The organism is Marinobacter sp., from assembly GCF_041690615.1.
In the GTDB taxonomy this organism is placed as follows: domain Bacteria; phylum Pseudomonadota; class Gammaproteobacteria; order Pseudomonadales; family Oleiphilaceae; genus Marinobacter.
In genome coordinates this window covers 88663-112336 of sequence record NZ_JAWLGY010000005.1, presented here as the reverse complement: position 1 = coordinate 112336, position 23674 = coordinate 88663, and the positions used below count along the sequence as shown (strand labels likewise).

The following is a 23674-nucleotide window of genomic DNA, read 5'->3' as shown; positions in this document are numbered from 1 at the left end:
CCTTCGCAAAGAGACCCCGGTTGCCATGAGCGACAACGTCAAACCCCGCGTAGTCAGCGGCTCGAAGTTCCGCAATGAACACGGATTCTCGGCCATCAAGGACGGCGTCAAGAAAACCACCGGCGCGGAAACGCCCGTGCAGCGCAAACCCAAGTGGCTCCGCGCCCGCATGCCCGGCGGTGAACGCTTCGAAGCTGTTCGCCGCAACGTCAACGAGCATCGCCTGAGCACGGTCTGCCAGGAGTCCCATTGCCCGAATATCGGCGAGTGCTGGAACAACGGTACGGCGACTATCATGGTGATGGGCTCCGTATGCACCCGGGCCTGCAAATTCTGTGCAGTGGATACTGGAAATCCCAAAGGCTGGCTGGACCATGACGAACCGGAAAATACGGCGAAATCCGTTGCGCTGATGGGCTTGCGCTACATCGTGCTCACCTCGGTGGACCGGGACGACCTGGACGATGGTGGTGCTGCCCACTACGCGGCTTGTGTCGCCGCCATCAAGCAGCGAACCCCGGAAGTCGCAGTGGAAGCCCTGACCCCGGACTTCGATGCGGTCATGCCCCACGTGGAGAAAGTGGTGGATTCCGGACTGGATGTGTTCGCCCAGAATGTGGAAACCGTCAAACGCCTGACCCGTCGCGTCCGCGACCCCCGGGCCGGCTACGAGAAGACCCTGAGTGTGCTGGCCCACGCCAAGCATTACCGCCCGGACGTGCTCACCAAGACGAGCCTGATGCTGGGGCTGGGCGAGACCGAGACGGAAATCCTTGAGACAATGGACGACCTGAGGGCCGTCGGCGTGGATATCCTGACCCTTGGCCAGTACCTGCGCCCCACCCCGAACCACTTGCCGGTGGAGCGCTACGTCACCCCGGAAGAGTTCAACCATTATCGGGATATCGGTCTGGAAAAGGGCTTTATGGAAGTGCCATCAGGCCCGATGGTGCGCTCCAGCTATCGTGCCGACCGGGTATTCGAGAAGAACAACCTGGGGTTGGCCGTGCCGGCGGTACCCCGGGACACCAGCGCCATTCCGGTCCGCCAGGTCGACTGACCCCCGGGACCATTGCGCCAGCGGCGACTCGACGCCGCTGGCCCCGCCACGACGCCTGCCAACCTCAAGAAATGGCACCAGCCGCCGATACCTGTTTGTAAGACATTGTCAAAGGTCAGCCCTGAACTGATCCGGAGCAAGCATCACGCCCTGTCCCGGTGATATCGTCTGGAGCCGACTCCCGATCCGTCCATCCGCAACCGCCCGGTGGACCATGACAACAACAGGTTACCAATGCTGACGCTGCTCAAGAATGCCCGCCTGAAGTACAAGTTCTGGTTACTGAATATCATGGTGTTTGCGGTCATGTGCCTGCTGGTGCTCTACGCCATCCACGACGTGGCCAACCGCACCGGTCAGCCATTCATGACCGTATTCGCGGAATCGGCCCCCGGCTATGCCGGTATTGTGGCCCTGTTGATGCTGCTGGAAATGGCCGGCTCCCAGTTGCTGATTTCCTTTATCGAACGGCACGTCAACCGTCTCAAAAAAACCATGGTATCCGTACAGCAGTCGGGCAACCTCAGCGAACGGGCGTCCGTGGACTCCAGTGACGAGATTGGCGAAATGGCCGAGGCGTTCAATGCGATGCAGCAACGCACCGGGGATGTGGTGCGCAACATGCTGGAGGCTATTCGTCGTCTCCACGAGGAAGTCCGCGAACTCACCGCCACCGCCGAGCAGCGTCGCGACGAGCTGACCCGGCAGCAACAAGGTGCCGAGCGCTCTGCGGAAGTGGTTGAAGCCATGCTGCAGAGTTTCACCGGTATTGCCGAACAGGCCGGTATTGCCAACACGCTCTCCCACGAGGCCAACCGCGCAGCCCAGGCGGGGCACGACCGGGTCGCCCGCACAGCAGACTCCATCGAAAAGCTCTCACTGACCGTCGAGACCTCCGCGGAGGCGGTACAGGCACTGGCCGCAAACAGTCAGGAAATACGCCAGGCCGTTACCGAGATCCGGGGCATTGCCGAGCAGACCAACCTGCTGTCACTCAATGCCGCCATCGAAGCCGCCCGGGCCGGCGAGCAGGGCCGGGGCTTCGCCGTGGTGGCGGATGAAGTGCGCAACCTGGCCCAACGGGTGCAGGACTCCACAGACCAGATCCAGGGCACCCTGGACCGTCTGCTTGCCGCCATGGAGGCCGCTGTCGGCCAGATGACCACCAGTTCTGAAAACGCCCACCAGTGCGTGAGCGATGCCGTAGAGGGTCGTCAGGCATTACAGGATATCCAGGGCATGGTCGCCCGCATTGACCAGACCAACGAACAGATCGCCAGCGTGTCCGCGGAGCAGACCGCCGGCACAGATACCGTGCTTGGCGATGTACGGGGCATCCGTGAAACCACTGAGAGCATGGTGCGGGAGCTGGCAGCCAGTGCGGAAATGACGCGGCGGCTCAAGCAGCTGATCGATTCCCTGGAGGAGGCCTCACGGCAGGTACGGGTTCAATAGTTGCCCTGTGCCAGCGTACCTGATCCGGCCGGTGATCGGTGATTTCACCGGGTTTTTCACAATTTTCCGCTAATTGTGGCAGACTTCGCAGTTCCCTGTAATAAGCGGAGTATGCTCCCCGATGCCTTCCCCCTACAGCCTCTATAACCGGCTGATCCTCAGTCACCCCTGGCGGGTCCTGATCCTGTTTGCCGTGGTACTGGCCATTGCCAGCCTGCAACTGCACCAGTTCCGCCTGGACGCCTCTGCCGAGTCACTGGTTCTGGAGAACGACACCGCACTGGAGGACTACCGCACCGTCAATCAGCGCTTCGAGGCATCCGACGACTTCCTGGTGGTCACCTACACGCCGGAGGGCGAGCTGTTCACCCGGACGGCCATTGATACCCTCCGGGCATTGCGTGACGAACTCGCCGCCCTCGGCCCCGTAGGCTCCACCAACAGCATTCTCAACGTGCCCCTGCTCCACAGCCCGGACCTGAGCATCGACACGGTTGACGAGGAACTGCTGACCCTGGACCAGGACGATGTCCCCCTGGACAGGGCCCGGGAGTCGCTGCTTTCCAACCCCCTCTACCCGAACATGCTGATCAGCGACGATGCAGGCACCACGGCGATCCAGGTCAACCTGCCAACGCCCGACCGGTATTTCGAGCTGCTCAATCGCCGCAACCAGTTGCGAGAGCTGGCCAGTACAGAAGAACTGAGTCCGGAGCAGAACCGTGAACTGGAACGGGTTTCCGAAGAATTCCGCCAGCTGGCATCCCGGTTGGAAGCAGAGAGGGAGCAGACCATTGTCGATGTCCGGGCCATCCTGGATCGCTACCGGGACAAGGCGGAAATCCACCTGGGCGGCGTCCCCATGATTGCGTCGGACATGATTCGCTTTATTGAAAGCGACCTGTCCACCTTTGGCGTAGGCGTGCTGATCTTCCTGTTACTGACCCTCGTCGCCATCTTCCGCCGCTGGCAGTGGGTCGTGGTGCCCATTCTGTGCTGCGGCTTCACGGTATGGCTGGTGGCCGGCTACCTGGGCTGGATGCAGTGGCCGGTGACGGTGATCTCCTCCAACTTTGTCTCATTGCTGCTGATCATGACCCTGTCACTGACCATTCACCTGATGGTTCGGTACCGGGAGCATCAGCAGTCCAACCCGGAAGATGATCGCAAGCAGCATCTGCGGGATACCCTGGCCACCATGGTGAAGCCCTGCTTCTACATGGCCCTGACCACCATGGTGGCATTCGGTTCGCTCACCTTCAGCGGCATCCGGCCGGTAATCGACTTTGGCTGGATGATGACCCTGGGCCTGGCGCTCGCCTTCGCAATCAGTTTCCTGGTCTTCCCGGTACTGGTATCGCTCCTGCCCGAGCCGGCGGTACGCCGCAGCCCACCTGGCAGCCTGCCAGTGACCGACGCCTTTGCCCGCATCACGGAACGCTTCGGGGGCACTGTGCTGGTGGGCTCCCTGGTCCTTGCCGTGCTCTGCGTCACCGGCATGAGCCGACTGTCAGTGGAAAACAGCTTTATCGACTACTTCAAGTCGGACACAGAGATCCACCAGGGTATGGTGGTGATCGACCGCAAGCTTGGCGGCACGACGCCGCTGGATATCATCATCACCGACCTGGAACGGCCAGAAGACACCGACGATGACCCCTTCGCCAGCGACTGCGACCCTTTCGTGGACGACTGTGGCGACGAGGACCTGCGGGACACCTGGTTTACCTGGCAGAAGCTCGACCGGCTGGAGCGCGTCCATGACTACCTGAACAGCCTTCCGGAAACCGGCAAGGTACTGTCCATCACAACCACTATGCGCCTGTTGGCCGAGATCAATGGCGGCGAGCCCCTCGACGCCATGGAGGTCGCCTTCGTACCGGCAATGCTGCCGGATGACCTGGCGCCCATCCTGCTGACGCCCTACATCAGCGAAGAACACCACCAGGCCCGCATCAACATCCGCCTGATTGACTCCCTGCCGGACCTTCGGCGGGACGAGCTGCTGACCAGGATACACAACCACCTGACCGGCGAACTTGGCCTTGAGGATGAGCAACTGCTGTTTACCGGCATGACGGTGATGTACAACAACATGCTGCAGAGCCTGTTTGACTCCCAGATACGCACCCTGGGCATCGTTTTCCTGGCCATCAGCATCATGTTCATGGTGCTGTTCAGGTCGCTCAGACTGGCACTGATCGGCATTGCTCCCAACCTGCTGGCAGCGGGATCAGTGTTGGGGCTGATGGGCTGGCTGGGCATCCCGCTGGACATGATGACCATCACCGTGGCGGCGATCACCGTGGGGATCGCGGTGGATGACACCATCCATTACATTCACCGCTTCCGGGTGGAGTTCGGGAAAGACCGCGACTATGTCGCGACCATGCACCGGTGCCACCAGAGCATCGGCCGGGCCATGTCCTACACGACCATCACCATCATCATTGGGTTCTCGATCCTGGTGTTGTCCAACTTCCTGCCAACCATCTATTTCGGGCTGTTCACCGGCTTTGCCATGTTCATGGCGCTCATGGGCGCGTTACTGTTGCTGCCCCGGCTGATCCTGCTGGTGAGGCCCTTCGGCCCGGCGGCCGATCGCTGACCAGCATGAATGATCCCGGCAGCCTCACGGTGGCCGGGGTGTTCATTCTGGAAAACTGCCCGGGGGTTTGGAACAAGACTCGGAACTTGGGCGTTCGTCAGCAATACACCAAAAAAAAGCCGCATTTCCCGGGCCGGGAAATGCGGCTTTTTGATGTCATTGCGCCACCGGGGCGGCGCAACTGTCAGCGCATCACTGCATTTGCTGCTGCTGTTGCTGCTGTTGCATTTGCTGCTGCATCTGTTGCTGCTGCTGTTGCATCTCACGCATGCGCTTCTCGAGCGTGTCGCGCTGCTCTTCAGTGAACACACTGTCAATGCGCGCTTGCATCAGGGTAGACAAAGCAGTCATTTCGCCGTTGAGCTCACCCAGGCGGGCCGCATCTGAGCGAATGGTGCCTTCGTCATAGTCAGGGCCAATCTGTTCCTGCAGCTGCTGCTGGACCTCGGAAGCTTCCGCCTGCAGTTCCTGCAGTTCGCCCTGGGTCTCTTCCATGATCTCACGGATTTCAGCTTCCTGATCCTCGCTCAGGCCAACCAGCTCGGCGATTTGGGAAACCTGGTCCGGCTGCTGTTGCTGCTGTTGGGCCATCGCAAAACCGGCAAAGGTCATGGCAATCAGGGCGAGCGCGAAGTTGCGAATAAGTGTCATGTAAATCTCCGTAGTAGCATTGGTCAGTCGTTGTTGATTTGCATCGGAACACGCTCACCCTAAAGAAATCAACCGTCAAATTCACCCCTTACCTGGCGCCCGGGACGACATGTTATTCCTGAGATGACCGCCAGCCCCTGTCATACGGGGCCTCACGCGAAATGTGAAAAATTCTTTATTCCCCGCCATAATGGCGCCCTGTCACACTATTAACCCGGCACCCCACCCCGGCAGGAGTCCCAACCATGGCGATCAACTGGTTTCCAGGCCATATGCACAAGGCCCGCAAGGAGATCAAGCAGGTCATGCCTCAAATGGACCTGATCATCGAGGTCCTGGATGCCCGCATCCCGTTCAGCAGTGAGAACCCCCTGGTGCCGGCGCTGCGGGGTGATACCCCGGTTATCAAGGTACTCAACAAACGGGACCTGGCCGACCCGGAAGTCACCGCGTCATGGCAGCAGTGGCTGGAAAAGGAAAAGGGCATCCGGGCGGTGACCCTGACCCACAACCAGCGTAACGAAGCCCTGGCGATTCTCCGGCTGGCTCAGGAAATGGTCCCGGCCGCCATCCGGGACACCCGGGCCCTGCGCATCATGATTCTGGGCATCCCCAACGTCGGCAAGTCCACCCTGATCAACACGCTGGCCGGGCGCCCGGTCGCGAAAACCGGTAACGAACCCGCCGTGACCCGGGCCCAACAGGCGATCAAGCTGCCGGACAACATCCTGCTGTATGATACGCCAGGGTTCCTTTGGCCCAGGCTGACGCCGGAAGAGTGTGGGTACCGGCTGGCAGTCACCGGGGCCATCCGGGCCGCGGTGATCGAGTTCGAGGATGTGGCCCTGTTCGCAGCGGACTATCTGCTACAGGCCTACCCTGAGCGGATTTGTGAGCGCTATGGCCTGGAAGGACGACCTGCCGATGGCCTGGCCCTGATGGACGCCATCGCAGCGAGGCGCCGTTTCTTTGCCCGCGGCGGCATTCCGGACCTGCACAAGGTGGCAGAAGTCCTGCTGAATGAATTGCGGGCCGGCATACTGGGCCCTGTCTCTCTGGAAACACCGGAAATGGTGGAAGCGGAGCAGGCCAGGGAAGCCCTGCGGCGGGAACAGGAAGCGGCCCGGGAACAGGAGCGCAAGAAGAAAGGCAAACGCAGGAACGACAACACCTGACGAAGGTCAAATATCAATCATCAGCGATATTGCCTAAACTCTTGCACCAGATCTGAAAGGGCGGGTGCCAGGAGTATCCGCCGGGAATGTACACCAGGGTACCGCCCCGCATGAGGGGCAGCCCCGCATCAAGGAGAACAGTATGAGACGGGTTGTGGTAACCGGCATGGGCATCGTGTCCTGCCTTGGCAACTCCACCGACGAAGTGACCAGGAGCCTCAGAGAGGGCAGGTCCGGCATCCGCTTCAACGAAACCTATAAGGAGCTGGGGTTCCGCAGCCAGGTCTGTGGCATGGTGGACGTGGATACTTCCGTCATCGATCGCAAGATCCGCCGTTTCATGGGCGAATCCGCCATGTACGCCTACCTGTCCATGGAGCAGGCCATTGCCGATGCCGGGCTGCCCCCCGAGATGGTGTCCAACGACCGCACTGGTCTTATCGCCGGCTCCGGCGGGGCTTCCTGCTCCAGCCAGGTAGAAGCGGTGGACATCATGCGTGAAAAGGGCGTCAAGCGCATTGGTGCCTTTATGGTGCCGCGCATCATGACCTCCACCGTATCGGCCTGTCTGGCCACGGCTTACAAGATCCGCGGAGTGAACTACTCCATGTCATCGGCCTGCGCGACCAGCGCCCACTGCATCGGACACGCCATGGAGCAGATCCAGAATGGCAAGCAGGACATAGTCTTTGCCGGGGGCGGCGAGGAAGAGGACTGGAGCCTCACCATGCTGTTCGACGCCATGGGCGCCCTCTCCTTCAAATACAACGACACGCCCGAAGCCGCCTCCCGGCCCTTTGACCGCGCCCGCGACGGCTTCGTCATCGCCGGCGGCGGTGGCATGCTGGTGCTTGAGGAGCTGGAGCACGCCCGCAAGCGTGGTGCCCGTATTATCGCCGAGCTCACCGGCTATGGCGCCACCTCCGACGGCTACGACATGGTGGCCCCCTCCGGCGAAGGTGCTGCCCGCTGCATGCACCAGGCCATGGCGACGGTGGACGGCGACATCGACTACATCAACGCCCACGGCACCAGCACCCCGGTAGGGGATGTGGCGGAAATGAAGGCCGTCAGCAACGTATTCGGGGACAAGGTGCCGGCAATTTCGTCCACCAAGTCCCTGACCGGCCACTCCCTGGGCGCCACCGGCGTGCAGGAAGCCATTTACTCCCTGCTGATGATGCAGAACGGCTTTGTGGCGGGTACCGCGAACCTGGAGAACCCGGATGAGGAACTTGCGGGTATGCCCATCGTCGGGCCGACGTCGCAGCAGGCCGAACTGAAACATGTCATGTCCAACAGTTTCGGCTTCGGAGGCACCAACGCTTCCCTGATTTTCAGCCGTCTGGACTGAACGCCCGGCTCCGGCCATCCCGGCCGGAGCCGGATTTACACCTGAATAAGGGTGCCAACCATTGGCAAACCGGCTCCGGCGTATTATCGTGTGATTGATATGAGTCAATCGATCCGGAACTGAGCATTGAATCAGGGCAAGAGTCCATGCCCTGGTCTGTGGTCTTGCTTGCACGCACTTGTCCGGATCCGCATCAGCCAACCAGGGTCGTCATGAATCAGTCCATTCCCGTAAATCAGATGTCCTCGATTTCCAAGTCATCCTGCCAGCATTGCAGTCTGAGCAATCTGTGCCTGCCCCTGGCGCTGGACAGCAATGACATGAATCGGCTGGACGAGGTGGTGAACAGGGATCGCATCTTCAACCGGGGCGAGCAGGTGTTTACCCAGAGCACGCCGTTCCGGTCGTGTTTCGCGGTGAAAAGCGGCGCCATCAAGACCTCAGTGATTACCGAGTCCGGTGACGAGCAGATTACCGGCTTCTTCATGCCAGGCGAACTGGTGGGTCTGGACAGCATGAGTGATGACATCCATGCATCGACGGCCAAGGCCCTGGAACGCACCAGCGTATGTGAGATTCCGGTGGAACAGCTGGAACAGCTGGCCCATACCCTCCCCGGGCTGCAGCATCACATGTTCCACCTGATGAGCCAGGAAATCCGCAACAGCCACCAATTGTCTGTGCTGCTTAGCAAGAATACCGCAGAGGAGCGCATCGCTGCGCTGCTGCTGTCCCTGTCCAGCCGCTTCCAGCGTCGCAAGCTGTCGCCGACCCACTTCAATCTGCCCATGGCCCGGAACGACATTGCGAACTTCCTTGGCCTGGCAGTGGAGACGGTCAGCCGGGTGTTCACCCGCTTCCAGAATCAGGGGCTGATTCGTGCCCGCGGGCGGGACATCGAGCTAGTCGACCTTGAGGCCCTTCAGACCATGGCCCTGGGCAACGCCCAGCCCTGACAGGGCCAGCTCCTCCTCCAGGGCAGAGCGCCAGGACAGCTGTTTCACCCCGAAAGTATTGCGGATCTTGGTGCACCCCAGGGTCGCGTTCTCGGGCTCCACGGCGGCCCAGCCGGGTAATTCATCCACCACATGCACTGCTCGCTCGTCGACGTCACCGTTTATTTCCGGCATATCCGCCAGAGTCAGGCCCAGGTCGTACTGGCTGATTTCCTCCGCACCGGCGTATTGGTAAGTCCCCCAGACTTCCGCGCCACAATCCAGCTGCAGGGCCATCGCCCGAAGTACCCGCGCCAGGTCACTGGTGGCCACTGGCTGGCCCCGGTGGCGGCTCGACAGCCGTAATGGCTCCCTGGACCCGGCCGCCTTATGAACCTTGCGAATGAACCGCTGCAGGCCCCAGCCGGTGCGCAACAGAATATGACGGGGCAATACAGTACGCATCACCTGTTCGCACTCCCACTGCCAGATACCCAACTGCCCGATGGGGTTACCCGGGTTGGAGGACAGGTAAGCACTCTGTTTGCGGCCGTCGAATACATAGGAGGTGGACAGCTGGATCAGGATCATGTCTTTGGCTGCAGCGTACTCCGCCAGGGCCATGGGCAATGAAAAGGCCTTGGTCCTGGCCAGCTCGGGGTCAGCCTCCGCCGCCTCCGGATCTGTCAGCCACATGGCATTGACGATCAGGTCGGTGGCCCGGGGCACCCACTGCTCCACGCCTGACAGATCCAGGTCCGACAGGTCACTGATCAGCAGTGGTGTCACCTCAAGATGGGTACTGCTTAACTGCTTCAGCAACAGTCGGGCCAGCACACCGTTATCATGGACTACCAGTACATTCACAAATCGGATCCTGTGTTCAAACGCATGGATTCACCGGCTTCAACACGGGGCACTCGCCGGGTCACACCGGTCAGCAGTTCATAACTGATGGTACCGGCGCAATCAGCCACTTCGTCGACCGGTATATGCTCTCCCCAGAGCTCCACCGTATCGCCCACGGCAGCTCCGGGTACATCACCCAGGTCAATCGCCAGCATGTCCATGGACACCCGGCCAATCAACGGCGCCCGGGTGCCCCGGAGCCATACCGGCGTTCCGTTGGGTGCGTGGCGGGGATAGCCATCACCATAGCCGATACACACCATGCCCATAAGGGTGGACCGGGTGGCACGCCAGGTTTCGCCATAGCCCACAGCATCTCCCGGCGACAGTTGCCGGATGGCAATCAGGCGCGACTCCAGGGTCATGGCTGCCTTCAGCCCCAGCTCCGGTCCGTAGCGCCCCAGCATGGGCGAGCCTCCATAAAGCATGATGCCCGGCCGTGTACGATCGAACATGGCCTGGCCGTCCCTGAAGTGAGCAGCGGAGTTGGCGACGCTCCGGGTAATGTTACCCAACCCCCCGGTGGCCTGGTCGAAAATCCGGGTCTGGCGCGCCGTACTCTGGCTCTGCTCATCGTCCGCACAGGCGAAGTGCGTCATGGCGCCGGTGACCCTGACCCCGGCCCGGACCAGCCGCTTCCGCACCTTCTCCAGGTCAGCCGGCGCAAAACCCAGGCGGTTCATGCCGGAATTGATCTTGAGCCAGATGTCCGGGCGACCGGAAACCGTCTCCAGCCATTCCAGCTGATGGGGATCATGCACCACCACGGTAAAACGCTCGGCTTCGCACACCCTCAGGTCTGCCGCTTCATGGACTCCCTGCATGAGCAGTACGGGCTGGGTCAGCCCCGCTTCTCTCAATGCAACAGCTTCTTCCAGACACGCGACGGCATACTGGTCCGTTTCCTCTGACAGCGCAAAGGCAACACGCTCAATACCGTGGCCATAGCCATCTGCCTTGACCACGGCGATAGTGCGGGCCGGGGCAGCCCGGCGCCGGGCCAGGCGGTAGTTGTGGCGCAGATTGTCCAGGTGTATCCGGGCAATGGTGGGACGCGACATCAGTAGTCCCCGCCGTAGTCGCCGTGGGCCAGGTCCTCGAACTTGGTGTACTTGCCGATGAAGGCCAGGCGCACGGTACCGATGGGGCCGTTCCGCTGCTTGCCGATGATGATTTCAGCAATACCCTTGTCCTGGGTATCCTCGTTATAGACTTCATCCCGGTACACAAACATGATCACGTCTGCGTCCTGCTCAATGGCGCCGGATTCCCGCAAATCCGAGTTTACCGGTCGCTTGTTGGGGCGCTGTTCAAGGCTCCGGTTAAGCTGGGACAGGGCCACCACGGGGCAGCTGAGCTCCTTGGCCAGGCCTTTCAAAGACCGGGAAATCTCGGAGATCTCCGCCGTCCGGCCCTCAGTGTTGCCCGGCACCCGCATCAGCTGCAGATAGTCCACCATGATCAGGCTCAGCTTGCCGCCGTTCTCCCGGGCGATGCGGCGCGCGCGGGAACGCATCTCGGTGGGACTGAGGCCCGGGGTGTCATCGATGTACAGGGGCTTGTCCTTGAGCAGGCTCACGGCCGACGTCAGCCTCGGCCAGTCGTCTTCTTCCAGCTTGCCGCTACGCATGCGGGTCTGGTCGATACGTCCCAGGGACGAAAGCATACGCATGACGATCGCATCCGCCGGCATCTCCATACTGAACACCAGAATGGGCTCGCCGGAGGACAACAGGGCGTTTTCGACGATATTCATGGCAAAGGTCGTCTTACCCATGGACGGGCGCCCTGCCACAATGATCAGGTCCGATGGCTGCATGCCCGAGGTCCACTCGTCCAGATCGGTAAACCCGGTGGTCAGACCGGTGACCTTCTCGCCAGACTCGAACAGCTCTTCAATGCGCGTCAGCGCCTGGGTAAGGATGGGATTGATGGCCTTCGGGCCGGAGCCTTCCTTGGTGCGGGATTCGGCAATCCGGAACACATTACGCTCGGCTTCATCCAGCAGGTCGGAACTGGTCCGCCCCTGGGGGTTGAAAGCCGAGTCCACGATGCCGCCGGAAACCTCGATCAGCTGCCGCAGGATGGAGCGCTCAGCCACGATCTGGGCATAGGCGCGAATATTCGCCGCGCTGGGCGTCTTTTCCGCCAGCTCTGCCAGATAGGAAAGGCCACCGGCGTCTTCAATATCCCCTGCCCTCTCCAGGTACTCGGCCAGGGTGACCACATCCAGCGGCTCGCTCTCGGACGCCAGTCGCTCCACCGCAGCGTAGATAAGGCGATGGTCCTGACGGTAGAAATCCCCGGCCGTGATCACCTCGGACACTTCATCAAAGCGCCGGTTATCCAGCATCAGACCGCCCAGCACCGCCTGCTCGGCTTCCACGGAATGGGGAGGAATCTTCACCCTTGAGGTTTCCAGATCACTGCTGGATGCCTTGAAACTGCTGGTGGCCATGGACTTTCTCGGATACCGGAATTCGAATGGAGTTGCCCTGGTCGGCTCTGGTTAGCGAAGCGAACAGACCCGTTCAAGGATACCAGAAACACACAGGCCCGGAAGCTGCCAAGGCAGTCCGGGCCTGTGAATGTGAGAAGCAGGCAAACAGGTCACCGACTCTCACTTCATGACGAACGGGACGATCAGTCGGCGACAACGGCCAGCTGAATGGTCACAGTTACGTCGGTGTGCAGCTGGAGCTCGATTTCGTACTCGCCGGTGACCCGAATCGGACCTTCCGGCAGACGAACTTCGCTCTTCTCGACTTCAGTGCCGCCAGCGGTGATGGCGTCAGCGATGTCGCGAACACCGATAGAGCCGAACAGCTTGCCTTCATCACCGGCCTTGGAGCTGATGGTGAAGGACTGGCCTTCCAGCGCCTCGGCACGGGACTGGGCAGCAGCCAGCTTGTCGGCGGCCGCTTTTTCCAGTTCTGCACGACGCTCTTCGAACGCCTTCAGATTTTCTGCGGTCGCTGCCACGGCCTTGCCGTACGGCAGCAGGTAGTTACGGCCGTAGCCGGACTTGACCTTGACCTTGTCACCCAGGGAACCCAGGTTTGCCACTTTTTCGAGCAGAATAACTTCCATCTCGTTAACCTCTTCGTGCTTTATTCAGCCGGACCGGCAGGCTTTATACGGCCCCGGATATCCAGCCAGCTATCCACAATTGCCAACAGCATCAACAACAAACTGATCGTAAAACCCTGAACCACAAGCAAGGCGTAAAACGCCACGAGCCACAGGTTGCTGGCCTTCTTGCGACCGACCACACCGTGTACCAGCGCGATTCCTGCCACCAGCAACGGCAGCCCTGCGACCCAACCCAGCAGCAACGGATTGATTCCGATAACCGGAGCCACCACCAGCAACAGCACACACAGGGCTGATACGCCGCGGGACAGGCGAAAACCGTGAAATTCACGGCGAAATCCGCCCGGGTTGTACAGTGCTGCCTGCCAGTATCTGGACAGCATCGCCACAGCGACTGCCATACCCAGATAGGAGCCGGGCATCAGCCCTTCCACCATGCCCCGGATGGCTGGCTCCAGCTCGCTGCCCAACTGCCGGGACATGTCCGGATACGCCCACTGGTAAAGACTCATGAACGCTTCGGTCACTTCCTGCAGCATGCCGGGGAACAGCACCGGCAGCACCAGGCCGATCACCAGCCCGAGGCCGGAGCCTGCCAGCAGGCTCTTTTCCCAGGACAGGGTACTGCGCAGCACCGCTGCCATCAGGAACACCAGCAACAACACCGATATGACTGTCGGCTCGCTGCCTATCCAGGCCCAGCCCAGAGCCGGCAACAAGGCCCAGAGAGCGATATTGAGCCCCTGAGCAACCCCCAGCCGGAGTATGACCAGGCCAACAACCGCTGCGCCAATCCATGACAGATAGGGTATGGCGGTTGCGAGGGCGGCGACACCGCCCGCCTGCAGGGGACCGCGCATTACATACTGTGCCAGTGCACGCATGGTCCCGGGTCCTGTACGATCTTAGTTGTCGTGGCTGTCCGAGTACGGCAGCAGGGCCAGGTAACGAGCACGCTTGATGGCGGTCGCCAGCTGACGCTGATAACGGGCCTTGGTGCCGGTAATACGGCTGGGCACGATCTTGCCGGTTTCTGTGATGTAACCTTTCAGGGTGTCCAGATCCTTGTAATCGATCTCCTTGACACCCTCTGCCGTGAAGCGGCAGAACTTACGACGTCTGAAAAAACGAGCCATTGATTAACTCCTCAACTCCGGATGGGTGATTACTCTTCTTCGTCCTGGGACTTTTCCTGACGGCGCTCACTGCTTTCAGTGTTGCGACGCGGACGGTCATCAGAACGACGATCTTCCCGGGACTCAGCTGCCTTCATCGGAGACATGTCTGTGTCCGGACCATCACGACGGATCACCAGGTCACGGATGATCGCATCGTTGAAGCGGAAGTTGTGAGCCAGCTCGTCCAGTGCGGCCTGTGAACATTCAACATTCATCAGGACATAGTGAGCCTTGTGGATCTTGTTGATCGGATAGGCCAGGTGACGGCGCCCCCAATCTTCAAGACGGTGAATCTGGCCGCCGTCATCAGTGATGAGGCCGGTGTAACGCTCGATCATTGCGGGCACCTGCTCGCTCTGATCGGGATGCACCATGAATACGATTTCGTAGTGACGCATGTTTTCTCCCTACGGTTTGAACAGCCTCCAGCAGGTGTATCCGCTCTGCAGGAAGCAAGGAGTTGGCAGCATGGATGCTGCCGCTTTCCGGGTTTTGCCATGAAAATCCGCAAGATAATCCGGTTTTCAGACAATACGACCCCGCCCCTTCGAAAAGGGGTGACGCATTTTATGCCCACGGGGGCTTTGTTGCAAGCTAAGCCCGCTGGCGTACTGCTTCGTACAGACACACACCGGTGGCCACGGAGACATTCAGACTGTCCACCAGGCCGTGCATGGGAATCTTGATCAGGTGATCACAGTGCTCACGGGTCAGCCTTCGCATACCCTTGCCTTCCGCCCCCATCACCAGCCCGACCGGACCCTTGAAGTCCGCCTGATAGAGGGTCGCCTCAGCCTCGCCGGCCGTACCGATCAGCCAGACGCCCTGCTCCTGCAGGGTGCGCAGGCACCGGGCCAGGTTGGTGACCCGTACGAAGGGTACCGTCTCGGCAGCGCCGCAGGCCACCTTGCGGGCCGTCGGGTTCAGCGTGGCCGACTTGTCTTTCGGCACGATAACCGCAGCAACCCCGGCGGCATCCGCCGTGCGCATGCAGGCGCCCAGGTTATGGGGGTCCGTCACACCGTCCAGTATCAGCAACAGCGGGGGCTCTGAGCGACCGGCCAACATCCTGTACAGGTCATCCTCTGTCCATTCCTGACTCTCGCTGACCCGGGCCACAACACCCTGATGAGCACCGGATACCCTGGCATCCAGCTCCCTGCGGTGCACCACCTGCCACTGCACGCCAAGCTGGTCGAGCCCTTCGGTAATCTCTTTGACCCGCCGATCCTGCCGGCCCTGCTGAATCCAGACCTGCTGCAGTCGCTGCGGTTCCTTTTTCAGAACCGCGTCCACCGCATGCCAGCCAAAAACAAATTCTTCCGACACGTCGACTTTCCTCTCCGGTTATCGGCTGGCGCCGGCTTTCTTGCGTCCACCACTGCGGCGGCCTGAGCCCTTGCCAGAGGCTGGCTTGCTGTCACCCTGCTTGCCGGGGGATTTTCTGGAGGCCTCGCTGGCCGCTTCTGCCGTCAACTGATCTTTCGCAGAGGGCTTGCGTGAACGGGAGCGGCTCCTGCCGCTCTTGCCGGCCTTGCCTTCCCGGGTCTGGCGATCTTCAGGCTTGCCCTTCGGCGCACCCTGCCCGCCCTTGCCTGAGGACTTCCGGGCACCGGACCGACGGCTGGGCTCGCTGACCAGCTCCAGGTCAATCTTGCGATCGTCCAGGTCCACCCGAACCACCTGCACACGAACCTCGTCACCAAGGTGGAAGCTGGTCGCCGTGCGCTCACCCACCAGGCGGTGCTTGGCGGCATCGTGGTGATAGTAGTCACCACCCAGGGTCGAGATATGTACCAGGCCCTCGATGTAGATACCGTCCAGCTCCACAAAGAACCCGAACGGGACTACGGCTGCGATCACGCCGTCGTAGGTCTCGCCCACGTGCTCACGCAGGAACTCGCACTTGAGCCAGGCCATGACATCCCGGGTGGCGTCATCCGCCCGCCGCTCGGCCATGGAACAGTGTTCCCCCAGCTGTACCATACGGGCCTGGTCATAGGGATAGTCCGCCAGCTCCGGATCACGCTTCGGTGGATGCTCCACATCCCTGGCCGGCTCCTCGCGATGCACAATGGACTTGATCGCCCGGTGCACGATCAGATCCGGGTAACGGCGAATGGGTGAAGTGAAGTGGGTATAGCTGGTGTAGCCCAGCCCGAAGTGGCCGCTCTCGTCCGGGCTGTAGACTGCCTGGCTCAGGGATCGCAACATCACCATCTGGATGACATGGGCATCCGGCCGGTCCTGGATACTGTTCAGCAGTTCCTGATAATCCGACGATGACGGTTTGTCGCCCCCGCCCAGCTGCAGGCCCAGTTCACCCAGGAACAGGCGCACTGCCTGCAACCGCTCCTCGGAAGGACCGTCATGCACACGATACAGGGCGGGCACCTTGTATTTCTTCAGGAAACGGGCCGTCGCCACGTTGGCGCACAGCATGCACTCCTCGACGATCTTGTGGGCATCGTTGCGCTGCACCGGCACGATTTCCTCGATCTTCCGATTGGCGTCGAAAATCACCCGGGTCTCGGTGGTTTCAAAGTCGATGGCGCCACGCTCGGTCCGCGCTTTGCGCAACACCTTGTAAAGGCCATACAGGTCGTGCAGCTGGGGCAGAATATCGGAATAGAGCTGGCAAAGACTGATACCGGTCTCGGTATCCGGGTGCTCCAGCATCTGACTGACCTTGGTATAGGTGAGCCGGGCATGGCTGTGCATTACCGCCTGGTAGAACTTGTAGCTGCTGATGCGTCCCGAAGCACTGACGGTGACGTCCGCCACCATACAGAGGCGATCCACTCCCGGATTCAGGGAGCACAGCCCGTTGGAGAGTTTTTCCGGAAGCATGGGCACCACGTGGTCCGGAAAATACACCGAAGTGCCCCGATTGACGGCCTCCTCATCCAGGGGGGAGCCCGGCCTGACGTAATGGGACACGTCCGCAATGGCCACCAGTAACCGGTAGCCGCCCCGGGGACGTGGCTCACAATAGAGCGCATCATCAAAGTCCCGGGCATCTTCGCCATCGATGGTTACCAGCGGCAGATGCCGGATATCCACCCGGTTTTCCTTGTCTTCCGGCCGCACATCTTCCGGAATCGCAGCGGCCTGGCGCCCCACTTCCGGAGGCCAGGCGTGAGGAATGTCGTAGGAGCGGATGGCCACATCGATTTCCATCCCCGGCGCCATATGCTCACCCAGCACTTCCACCACACGACCGGTAGGTTTGGTGCGCTGGGTAGGCTGACGCAGGATATCCACGACCACGTACTGGCCATGGCGTGCCTTGCCACAATCTTCCTCGGCAATCATGATTTCATTGTTGATGCGGGGATTCTCCGGGACCACAAAGGAGATGCCGCTTTCCCGGAACAGCCGGCCCACAGTCTGGGTGGTGCGGTGCTCCAGTACCTCGACGATCTTGCCCTCGCGGCGCCCACGATCATCGACGCTCTCGACCCGGGCCGCCACCCGGTCACCGTGAAACACCTGGCGCATCTGGCGGGCACTCAGGAACAGATCCGAGCCGCCATCGTCCGGCATCAGGAAGCCGAAACCGTCCTTGTGACCAGACACACGACCGGTAACCAGGTCTGCTTCGTCGATCGGCAGGTAACGGCCCTTGCGGTTACAGATCAGCTGTCCATCACGGCACATGGCAATCAGGCGGCGACGCAGGGCCTCAATGCCCTCCTCGCTGCTCTGGCCGAGTTCCTCACAGAGGGTTTCATGGGTTGCGGGGGCTCCCCGCTGACGAAGATGGTCGAGAATGAACTCCCGACTCTGTATAGGGTTGTCGTATTTCTGTGCTTCGCGATCCGCATGGGGATCACGTGGTTCTTTCCTGGAAACCATAGTTCCTCTCTTTACTCTGGTTAAAACCGGCGTAGGCCGGCAACCAGACCCGGACGCGTCTGTCTGACGTCCGGTTAATTCGGCAGCGCTCTGGAGCCTGAGACGACCAGAACACTCTCGAATTACCCGGACCAGACAGCGAATCACGCGCCAGGTCTGGCATGAATGTATCGGGAGTATAACGCCCAGCCCCCGCCCCGACCTAACAATGCCCTGAAATCCCTTTAAGGGATCATGCCTACGCCCCCATGAAATTTTTGCGAATCCGCCTGAAAAAATGTTTGACAGCCCCGAACCGAATCATTAAAGTACGCGCCATCGGTTGAGGCGACACGCCCCAGCCAGCAACCAAAGGCTTGAATTCGAAAAAGAATTCATTAAAATAGCCAGACGTTGTAGTCACCTGCCGAGGTGGTGAAATTGGTAGACACGCTAGCTTCAGGTGCTAGTGGGGGCAACCCCGTGGAGGTTCAAGTCCTCTCCTCGGCACCATTTCCTTCCCCAGGAAATGGCACCTAGTAAAAAACTCCAGCCAGTTGTCCGTATAGAGCCCAGAGTTGTCCAGTACTGGTATTTCCGACTGACCTCTTTGCCTGCTCCACCTATTCCGCTCTCTCCGGATCGACCGGATCCTCGTCCTCTGCACAATCCTTTGACGGGGCACCCCTGAAATCATTGTTGGCGAACACCTCCAGCAGAATCGCCTGTTCGATGGCGCTGCGCTGTGAGGGACGACAGGGAAAGCGGACCACCAGGTGTATCTCGTTGGCCAGGGGAACCTGGATGCTGACCCTGGGGTCCACCACCGGCACTTCCAGCCCACGGCGGTCGCCGAGGCGGCGCATGTAGCGGCGGGCCGTTTCCAGGAAGGGTTCACACTGTGCCAGCGTGGCCTCCAGCAATACCTTCTGGGCCAGTTGCCAGTTGTCATCCCGCTTGAAGGGTACCGTGAACACGTGCAGGACGTAGTCTTCGGTGAAGCTCTCGTTGATAATGGGCTCGGACACGAACAGTGAGTTGGGAATCACGGTAGCCCGGCCGGTACGCTGGTGGGTCAGCTTGCCCGGTCCCACCTCCAGAATTGTCGTGGCCAGCAGGTTCTGGTCGATCACATCGCCGCGGAAATCCTTGACCTGAATGCGGTCACCGATATCAAAGGAGCGGGCGCCACCTTTCACCAGACTGCCCATAAAGCACAGGATCAGCTCCTTGGTGGCGACCACAAAGGCCACCGCAATGGCGACAATGGACAGCGCCAGGGTGCGCAGCTCCTGCCCCCAGATCAACACCAACCCCAGTAGGAAAACCAGGATCAGTCCGTTGCGGGTCTGCACCAGCCATTTGCGCCGCAGTTCAGTGGACTGGATGCTGGTGCGGATAACCTTGGACAGCACCGCGCGCACCACCAGCACGATCAGCAGCAGGGCAACCGTGGTGCCCAGCAGGCGGAGCGCGGGCATGGTCAGGTTGAGCTCACTGATGGCAGCGGTAATCTGCTCCAGCATGGCTATCGGCCCTCACCCCAGCGGGGCACCAGAGACTGTGGCAGCCCCAGGTGGTCCAGCAGACGGGCGACGATAAAATCCACCAGGTCATCCACCGAGGCCGGGTTGTGATAGAACCCCGGACTGGCCGGCATGATTACCGCACCCATGCGGGTCAGCTTCAGCATGTTCTCCAGGTGGACCTCTGAATAGGGCGCCTCACGGGGAACCAGGATCAGCTGGCGCCGCTCTTTCAGCGCCACGTCCCCTGCCCGTTCGATAAGATTGTTGCTGGCGCCCGTGGCCAGGGCTGATAACGTTCCTGTGCTGCAGGGGCAGATCACCAGGGGGGACTTTTCACCGGAGCCGGAAGCCGGTGGCGCAAACCAGTCCTCATGGCCGAACACCTTTAACTGGCCTTCTTCTGCTCCCGACCAGGTTTGCAGGTTCGACAGGGCGCCGGCTGTGGAAGCGGGTAGCTGCAGCTCGGTTTCGGTCGCCAGCACAACCCGTGCGGCCTTGCTGACCATGACATTGACCCGGCAGCCCTGGGCCACGAGGCACTGCAGCAGGCGCAGGCCATACTGGGCACCGGAGGCCCCTGTCAGGGCCAGGTTAATGGTGCGGGCATCAGCGGCCATGGCTGGCTTTCTCCTCAAGGCGGGCAATCAGCCGCTGATGAATGCCGCCAAAGCCGCCGTTGCTCATGACCACCACGTGGCAGGGCTCGGCAATTTCATCCAGTACCCGCTCCAGCAGACCGTCGATGGTGGTGTCCAGCTGGTGCCGCTCCGGGTCGCCACCACTGTTCCGGTAATCGCTCATCAATTCCGCGAGCCACTCAGCCCGGCTGGTATTGGCCCAGATAACACGGTCTGCCAGACTTGCGCTGTCCAGCAGACGGTCCCGGTGTACTCCTTGCTGCATGGTATTGGAACGGGGCTCGATCAGGGCCACAATCAGGTCGTCGCCCACCTGGTTACGCAGACCCTCCAGGGTGGTGGCGATAGCCGTCGGATGATGGGCAAAGTCGTCATAGACCTTGACCCCTTTGACGTCTGCCAGCAGTTCCATGCGCCTTTTCACCCCGCCGAAGCGATTCAGGGCGGCCACGGCATGGTCCGAGGTAACGCCGACGTGCCTGGCTGCCGCAATGGCTGAGAGCGCATTGCGAACGTTGTGCAGGCCGGTCATGTTCCAGCTGACCGTGGCGACCGGCTGTTCGTGATGGATCAGCATGAAAGAGGACCCATCATCTTTCAGCAGTTCGGCACGCCAATCAGGTGCCTGGGCCTCACTGCCGATGGCGGTGCTCTGAACCGGGCTCCAGCAACCCATGCCCAGGGCCTGGTCCAGGTGCTCGTCCACCGCAGGACGGATAATGGCACCCTTTGACGGCACGGTACGCACCAGGTGATGGAACTGGCGTTCGATGGCTTCCACATTCTCGAAAATATCGGCGTGGTCGAACTCCAGGTTGTTGAGAATGCAGGTGTGGGGCCGGTAATGGATAAACTTGGAGCGCTTGTCAAAGAAGGCGCTGTCGTACTCGTCAGCCTCGATCACGAAAAAGTCACTGCTGCCCAACCGGGCGGATACCGGAAAATCCCGTGGCACGCCGCCCACGAGGTAGCCCGCGTCGAACCCGCTCTGCTCCAGTATCCATAACAACATGGCCGTGGTGGTGGTCTTGCCGTGGGTGCCCGCAACCGCCAACACCCACCGGTGCCGGAGGACCTCCCGGGCCAGCCACTCGGGGCCGGACATGTAATCCAGGTTGCGGTTGAGTACCGCTTCCACCTCGGGATTGCCACGGGACATGGCATTGCCGACCAGCACCAGATCCGGGGCGGGGGTCAGGTTCTCGGCCTGGTAGCCCTCCATCAGCGTAATGCCCTGGGCTTCCAGCTGGGTACTCATGGGCGGATACACCCCCTGGTCGGAGCCGGTGACGGTGTGACCCAGCTCCCGCGCCAGTACCGCCAGGCTGCCCATGAAGGTGCCGCAGATTCCCAGAATGTGGATGTGCATGACGTGCCAGAATTCCTTGATGGTGTTGATGACAGCCCGAAGCCGGTTTCGCCACAGCGAGCTAACCCCGCGGTGGTCAGAAGCCCCCAAGACTCCCGTATACGTAAGGTTCCGTCAAGCCGGGCGTCATGAAAACTCCGCTGGATTCACGTATGATTCGCCCCCATAGAAACATGCTAATCCAACCACCAGGAGGCGCCAGCCCAAGATGGCCATCAAGAACGCGTTCTATGCCCAGTCCGGCGGGGTCACCGCTGTCATTAATGCCAGTGCCTGCGGGGTTATCGAAACCGCACGCAAGCACCCGGACCAGATCGGCAAGGTCTATGCCGGCCGTAACGGCATTATCGGGGCTCTCAGGGAAGAATTGATCGACACCTCCGAAGAGTCCGATGACGCCATCCGCGCGTTGATGCACACCCCTGGCGGTGCCTTTGGCTCGTGCCGCTACAAGATGAAGAACCTTACCGAGAACCGCCGCGAATACGAGCGCCTGGTAGAGGTTTTCCGGGCCCACGATATCGGTTACTTCTTTTACAACGGCGGTGGTGATTCCCAGGACACGGCCTTCAAGGTTTCCCAGATTGCCGACAAGATGGGCTACCCCATCACTTGCATAGGCGTGCCCAAGACCGTCGACAACGACCTGCCCTTTACCGACTGCTGCCCCGGTTTCGGCTCCGTGGCCAAGTACGTGGCCACCTCGACCCTGGAAGCCAGCCTGGACATCCGCTCCATGTGCGAGTCCTCCACCAAGGTATTCATCCTCGAGGTAATGGGACGCCACGCCGGCTGGATTGCAGCTGCCGGCGGCCTGGCTGGCAAGGGCCGGGATGAGCCGCCCCATATCATCCTGTTCCCGGAAATTCCGTTCGAGCGCGAGGCCTTCCTCGCCCGGGTGGAGCAGTCGGTGAAGGACTATGGCTACTGCGTGGTCGTGGCGTCCGAAGGGGCCCAGTACGAAGACGGCCGTTTCCTGGCGGATGCCGGGGGCAAGGACGCGTTCGGACATACCCAGCTTGGTGGTGTTGCCCCCACCCTCGCCAACATGGTCAAACAGGCACTGGGCTACAAGTTCCACTGGGCCGTCGCCGACTACCTGCAGCGGGCGGCACGTCACATTGCCTCGGCCACCGATGTGGAGCAGGCCTACACCGTGGGCCAGAAAGCCGTGGAAATGGCGCTGGCCGGCAAGCAGGCGGTCATGCCCATCATCGTGCGGGAGCAGTCCAGCCCCTACCGCTGGCACATCGGTGAAGCTCCTCTGAGCGAGGTGGCCAACCAGGAAAAGAAAATGCCGATCCACTACATTTCCGACGACGGTTTCGGCATTACCGACGACTGCCGGGAATACCTCCAGCCCCTGATCGAGGGTGAGGCCTTCCCGCCCTTTGAAAACGGCATCCCGAAAGTGGCACACCTGAAGAATGTGCTGACAGAGAAAAAGCTCAAAACACCGTTCGAAGTCTGACGACAGCCGCTGTCCGGCAATCAATAAAGAAAGCCCCGGCGATGATCTCGCCGGGGCTTTCTGCCATTGTGGCTACCGCGAAGTACCGAGCCGCTTAGCTGGCCTGTCGTGCCACGTATCGGGAAAACTCGTCGAATCCACCCACGTACTCATTGCCCACCAGGATCTGTGGCACTGTACGCACCGGATGCCCGATCTTTGCGGCAACATCTTCCTTGGTCAGACCCAGCGCCGGCATATCCACGAATTCGTGCTCGAAACCTTTCTGATCGCAAAGCTGTCGCGCCATGGCGCAGAAGCCACAGCTCATGCGGCCATATATCGTTACCTTGTCCAAGGTTCACCTCCGGATTGCTCTGAAATTGATCTGTGCCCATCATGACGTTGATCCGGTCATATGCACAGTTGATGC

At 60.8% G+C, this 23674-nt stretch carries 21 protein-coding genes and 1 tRNA gene; 8 read left to right on the top strand and 14 right to left on the bottom strand.

The annotated features are described in order from the left end of the window. Positions 1-25 precede the first annotated feature (25 nt). The 3 genes from lipA (at position 26) to ACESMZ_RS05770 (ending at position 5123) form a co-directional block, all read left to right on the top strand. The gene (lipA, locus tag ACESMZ_RS05780) at positions 26-1060 is read left to right on the top strand and encodes a lipoyl synthase (RefSeq protein WP_372955903.1); all 1035 of its coding nucleotides are present in this window, start codon (positions 26-28) and stop codon (positions 1058-1060) included. 234 nt (positions 1061-1294) lie between these two features. After that, positions 1295-2515 carry a methyl-accepting chemotaxis protein gene (locus ACESMZ_RS05775; protein ID WP_372955902.1) on the top strand — a complete coding sequence of 407 codons (1221 nt, stop codon included), beginning with the start codon at positions 1295-1297 and terminating at the stop codon, positions 2513-2515. 121 nt (positions 2516-2636) lie between these two features. Next, complete coding sequence (locus ACESMZ_RS05770; protein ID WP_372972323.1) at positions 2637-5123, top strand: efflux RND transporter permease subunit; 2487 nt, start codon at positions 2637-2639, stop codon at positions 5121-5123. Between the two features lie 192 nt (positions 5124-5315). Here ACESMZ_RS05770 and ACESMZ_RS05765 read toward each other — a convergent pair whose 3' ends face one another. Continuing rightward, positions 5316-5774, bottom strand: a complete 459-nt coding sequence (locus ACESMZ_RS05765; RefSeq protein ID WP_372972322.1) for a Spy/CpxP family protein refolding chaperone — start codon at positions 5772-5774, stop codon at positions 5316-5318. A gap of 245 nt (positions 5775-6019) precedes the next feature. Between ACESMZ_RS05765 and ylqF the strand changes: the two genes are divergently transcribed. The 3 genes from ylqF to fnr all read left to right on the top strand — a co-directional run bounded on the left by ylqF (position 6020) and on the right by fnr (position 9259). After that, positions 6020-6949, top strand: a complete 930-nt coding sequence (gene ylqF, locus ACESMZ_RS05760; RefSeq protein ID WP_372972321.1) for a ribosome biogenesis GTPase YlqF — start codon at positions 6020-6022, stop codon at positions 6947-6949. Between the two features lie 142 nt (positions 6950-7091). Beyond that, a complete protein-coding gene (gene fabB / locus ACESMZ_RS05755) occupies positions 7092-8303 on the top strand; it encodes a beta-ketoacyl-ACP synthase I (RefSeq protein ID WP_372955897.1) in 1212 nt (403 codons plus the stop codon). A 212-nt stretch (positions 8304-8515) separates the two neighbouring features. After that, positions 8516-9259, top strand: coding sequence for a fumarate/nitrate reduction transcriptional regulator Fnr (gene fnr, locus ACESMZ_RS05750; protein WP_372955896.1), 744 nt, complete (start codon positions 8516-8518; stop codon positions 9257-9259). Here the strand turns inward: fnr and ACESMZ_RS05745 are convergent. From ACESMZ_RS05745 to rnr, 9 genes are all read right to left on the bottom strand, one after another. Continuing rightward, entirely contained in the window at positions 9206-10105 is a 900-nt protein-coding gene (locus ACESMZ_RS05745) for an SDR family oxidoreductase (RefSeq protein WP_372955895.1), read from the bottom strand. The genes fnr and ACESMZ_RS05745 overlap by 54 nt on opposite strands. Continuing rightward, entirely contained in the window at positions 10102-11208 is a 1107-nt protein-coding gene (gene alr, locus ACESMZ_RS05740; RefSeq protein ID WP_372955894.1) for an alanine racemase, read from the bottom strand. The genes ACESMZ_RS05745 and alr overlap by 4 nt, the downstream gene beginning before the upstream one ends. Next, a complete protein-coding gene (dnaB, locus tag ACESMZ_RS05735; protein WP_372972320.1) occupies positions 11208-12605 on the bottom strand; it encodes a replicative DNA helicase in 1398 nt (465 codons plus the stop codon). The genes alr and dnaB overlap by 1 nt, the downstream gene beginning before the upstream one ends. A gap of 185 nt (positions 12606-12790) precedes the next feature. Then, positions 12791-13237, bottom strand: a complete 447-nt coding sequence (rplI, locus tag ACESMZ_RS05730; protein ID WP_372955892.1) for a 50S ribosomal protein L9 — start codon at positions 13235-13237, stop codon at positions 12791-12793. Between the two features lie 20 nt (positions 13238-13257). Continuing rightward, the gene (locus ACESMZ_RS05725) at positions 13258-14124 is read right to left on the bottom strand and encodes a hypothetical protein (protein ID WP_372955891.1); all 867 of its coding nucleotides are present in this window, start codon (positions 14122-14124) and stop codon (positions 13258-13260) included. Between the two features lie 21 nt (positions 14125-14145). After that, positions 14146-14376 carry a 30S ribosomal protein S18 gene (gene rpsR, locus ACESMZ_RS05720; protein ID WP_007154918.1) on the bottom strand — a complete coding sequence of 77 codons (231 nt, stop codon included), beginning with the start codon at positions 14374-14376 and terminating at the stop codon, positions 14146-14148. A gap of 29 nt (positions 14377-14405) precedes the next feature. Then, positions 14406-14816: a 30S ribosomal protein S6 gene (gene rpsF / locus ACESMZ_RS05715; protein ID WP_372955890.1), complete on the bottom strand. Its 411-nt coding sequence runs from the start codon at positions 14814-14816 to the stop codon at positions 14406-14408. Positions 14817-15012: 196 nt separating this feature from the next. Then, positions 15013-15747 carry a 23S rRNA (guanosine(2251)-2'-O)-methyltransferase RlmB gene (rlmB, locus tag ACESMZ_RS05710; protein WP_372955889.1) on the bottom strand — a complete coding sequence of 245 codons (735 nt, stop codon included), beginning with the start codon at positions 15745-15747 and terminating at the stop codon, positions 15013-15015. Positions 15748-15765: 18 nt separating this feature from the next. Continuing rightward, positions 15766-18276, bottom strand: a complete 2511-nt coding sequence (gene rnr / locus ACESMZ_RS05705; RefSeq protein ID WP_372955888.1) for a ribonuclease R — start codon at positions 18274-18276, stop codon at positions 15766-15768. A gap of 405 nt (positions 18277-18681) precedes the next feature. Here rnr and ACESMZ_RS05700 point away from each other — a divergent pair. Next, positions 18682-18768, top strand: a tRNA-Leu gene (locus tag ACESMZ_RS05700). A 110-nt stretch (positions 18769-18878) separates the two neighbouring features. On the opposite strand, the gene ACESMZ_RS05695 is transcribed toward ACESMZ_RS05700, so the two are convergent. Genes ACESMZ_RS05695 through mpl form a run of 3 tightly spaced genes read right to left on the bottom strand, consistent with a single transcriptional unit; the run spans position 18879 to position 21791 of the window. Continuing rightward, positions 18879-19781, bottom strand: a complete 903-nt coding sequence (locus ACESMZ_RS05695) for a mechanosensitive ion channel domain-containing protein (RefSeq protein ID WP_372955887.1) — start codon at positions 19779-19781, stop codon at positions 18879-18881. A 2-nt stretch (positions 19782-19783) separates the two neighbouring features. Continuing rightward, positions 19784-20401: a flavin prenyltransferase UbiX gene (locus tag ACESMZ_RS05690; RefSeq protein ID WP_372955886.1), complete on the bottom strand. Its 618-nt coding sequence runs from the start codon at positions 20399-20401 to the stop codon at positions 19784-19786. Next, positions 20391-21791 (bottom strand): UDP-N-acetylmuramate:L-alanyl-gamma-D-glutamyl-meso-diaminopimelate ligase, encoded by a 1401-nt coding sequence (gene mpl, locus ACESMZ_RS05685; protein ID WP_372955885.1) that lies wholly within the window; start codon positions 21789-21791, stop codon positions 20391-20393. The genes ACESMZ_RS05690 and mpl overlap by 11 nt, the downstream gene beginning before the upstream one ends. A 208-nt stretch (positions 21792-21999) precedes the next feature. Between mpl and ACESMZ_RS05680 the strand changes: the two genes are divergently transcribed. Beyond that, complete coding sequence (locus ACESMZ_RS05680) at positions 22000-23262, top strand: 6-phosphofructokinase (protein WP_372955884.1); 1263 nt, start codon at positions 22000-22002, stop codon at positions 23260-23262. A gap of 94 nt (positions 23263-23356) precedes the next feature. Here ACESMZ_RS05680 and ACESMZ_RS05675 read toward each other — a convergent pair whose 3' ends face one another. Beyond that, positions 23357-23599: a GrxA family glutaredoxin gene (locus tag ACESMZ_RS05675; RefSeq protein ID WP_372955883.1), complete on the bottom strand. Its 243-nt coding sequence runs from the start codon at positions 23597-23599 to the stop codon at positions 23357-23359. Positions 23600-23674 lie beyond the last annotated feature (75 nt).

Coding starts and splice junctions, on each gene's coding strand:
- lipA (WP_372955903.1), top strand. CDS start 26: ATGAGCGACAACGTCAAACCCCGCGTAGTCAGCGGCTCGAAGTTCCGC.
- ACESMZ_RS05775 (WP_372955902.1), top strand. CDS start 1,295: ATGCTGACGCTGCTCAAGAATGCCCGCCTGAAGTACAAGTTCTGGTTA.
- ACESMZ_RS05770 (WP_372972323.1), top strand. CDS start 2,637: ATGCCTTCCCCCTACAGCCTCTATAACCGGCTGATCCTCAGTCACCCC.
- ACESMZ_RS05765 (WP_372972322.1), bottom strand. CDS start 5,774: ATGACACTTATTCGCAACTTCGCGCTCGCCCTGATTGCCATGACCTTT.
- ylqF (WP_372972321.1), top strand. CDS start 6,020: ATGGCGATCAACTGGTTTCCAGGCCATATGCACAAGGCCCGCAAGGAG.
- fabB (WP_372955897.1), top strand. CDS start 7,092: ATGAGACGGGTTGTGGTAACCGGCATGGGCATCGTGTCCTGCCTTGGC.
- fnr (WP_372955896.1), top strand. CDS start 8,516: ATGAATCAGTCCATTCCCGTAAATCAGATGTCCTCGATTTCCAAGTCA.
- alr (WP_372955894.1), bottom strand. CDS start 11,208: ATGTCGCGTCCCACCATTGCCCGGATACACCTGGACAATCTGCGCCAC.
- dnaB (WP_372972320.1), bottom strand. CDS start 12,605: ATGGCCACCAGCAGTTTCAAGGCATCCAGCAGTGATCTGGAAACCTCA.
- rplI (WP_372955892.1), bottom strand. CDS start 13,237: ATGGAAGTTATTCTGCTCGAAAAAGTGGCAAACCTGGGTTCCCTGGGT.
- ACESMZ_RS05725 (WP_372955891.1), bottom strand. CDS start 14,124: ATGCGTGCACTGGCACAGTATGTAATGCGCGGTCCCCTGCAGGCGGGC.
- rpsR (WP_007154918.1), bottom strand. CDS start 14,376: ATGGCTCGTTTTTTCAGACGTCGTAAGTTCTGCCGCTTCACGGCAGAG.
- rpsF (WP_372955890.1), bottom strand. CDS start 14,816: ATGCGTCACTACGAAATCGTATTCATGGTGCATCCCGATCAGAGCGAG.
- rnr (WP_372955888.1), bottom strand. CDS start 18,276: ATGGTTTCCAGGAAAGAACCACGTGATCCCCATGCGGATCGCGAAGCA.
- ACESMZ_RS05695 (WP_372955887.1), bottom strand. CDS start 19,781: ATGCTGGAGCAGATTACCGCTGCCATCAGTGAGCTCAACCTGACCATG.
- ACESMZ_RS05690 (WP_372955886.1), bottom strand. CDS start 20,401: ATGGCCGCTGATGCCCGCACCATTAACCTGGCCCTGACAGGGGCCTCC.
- mpl (WP_372955885.1), bottom strand. CDS start 21,791: ATGCACATCCACATTCTGGGAATCTGCGGCACCTTCATGGGCAGCCTG.
- ACESMZ_RS05680 (WP_372955884.1), top strand. CDS start 22,000: ATGGCCATCAAGAACGCGTTCTATGCCCAGTCCGGCGGGGTCACCGCT.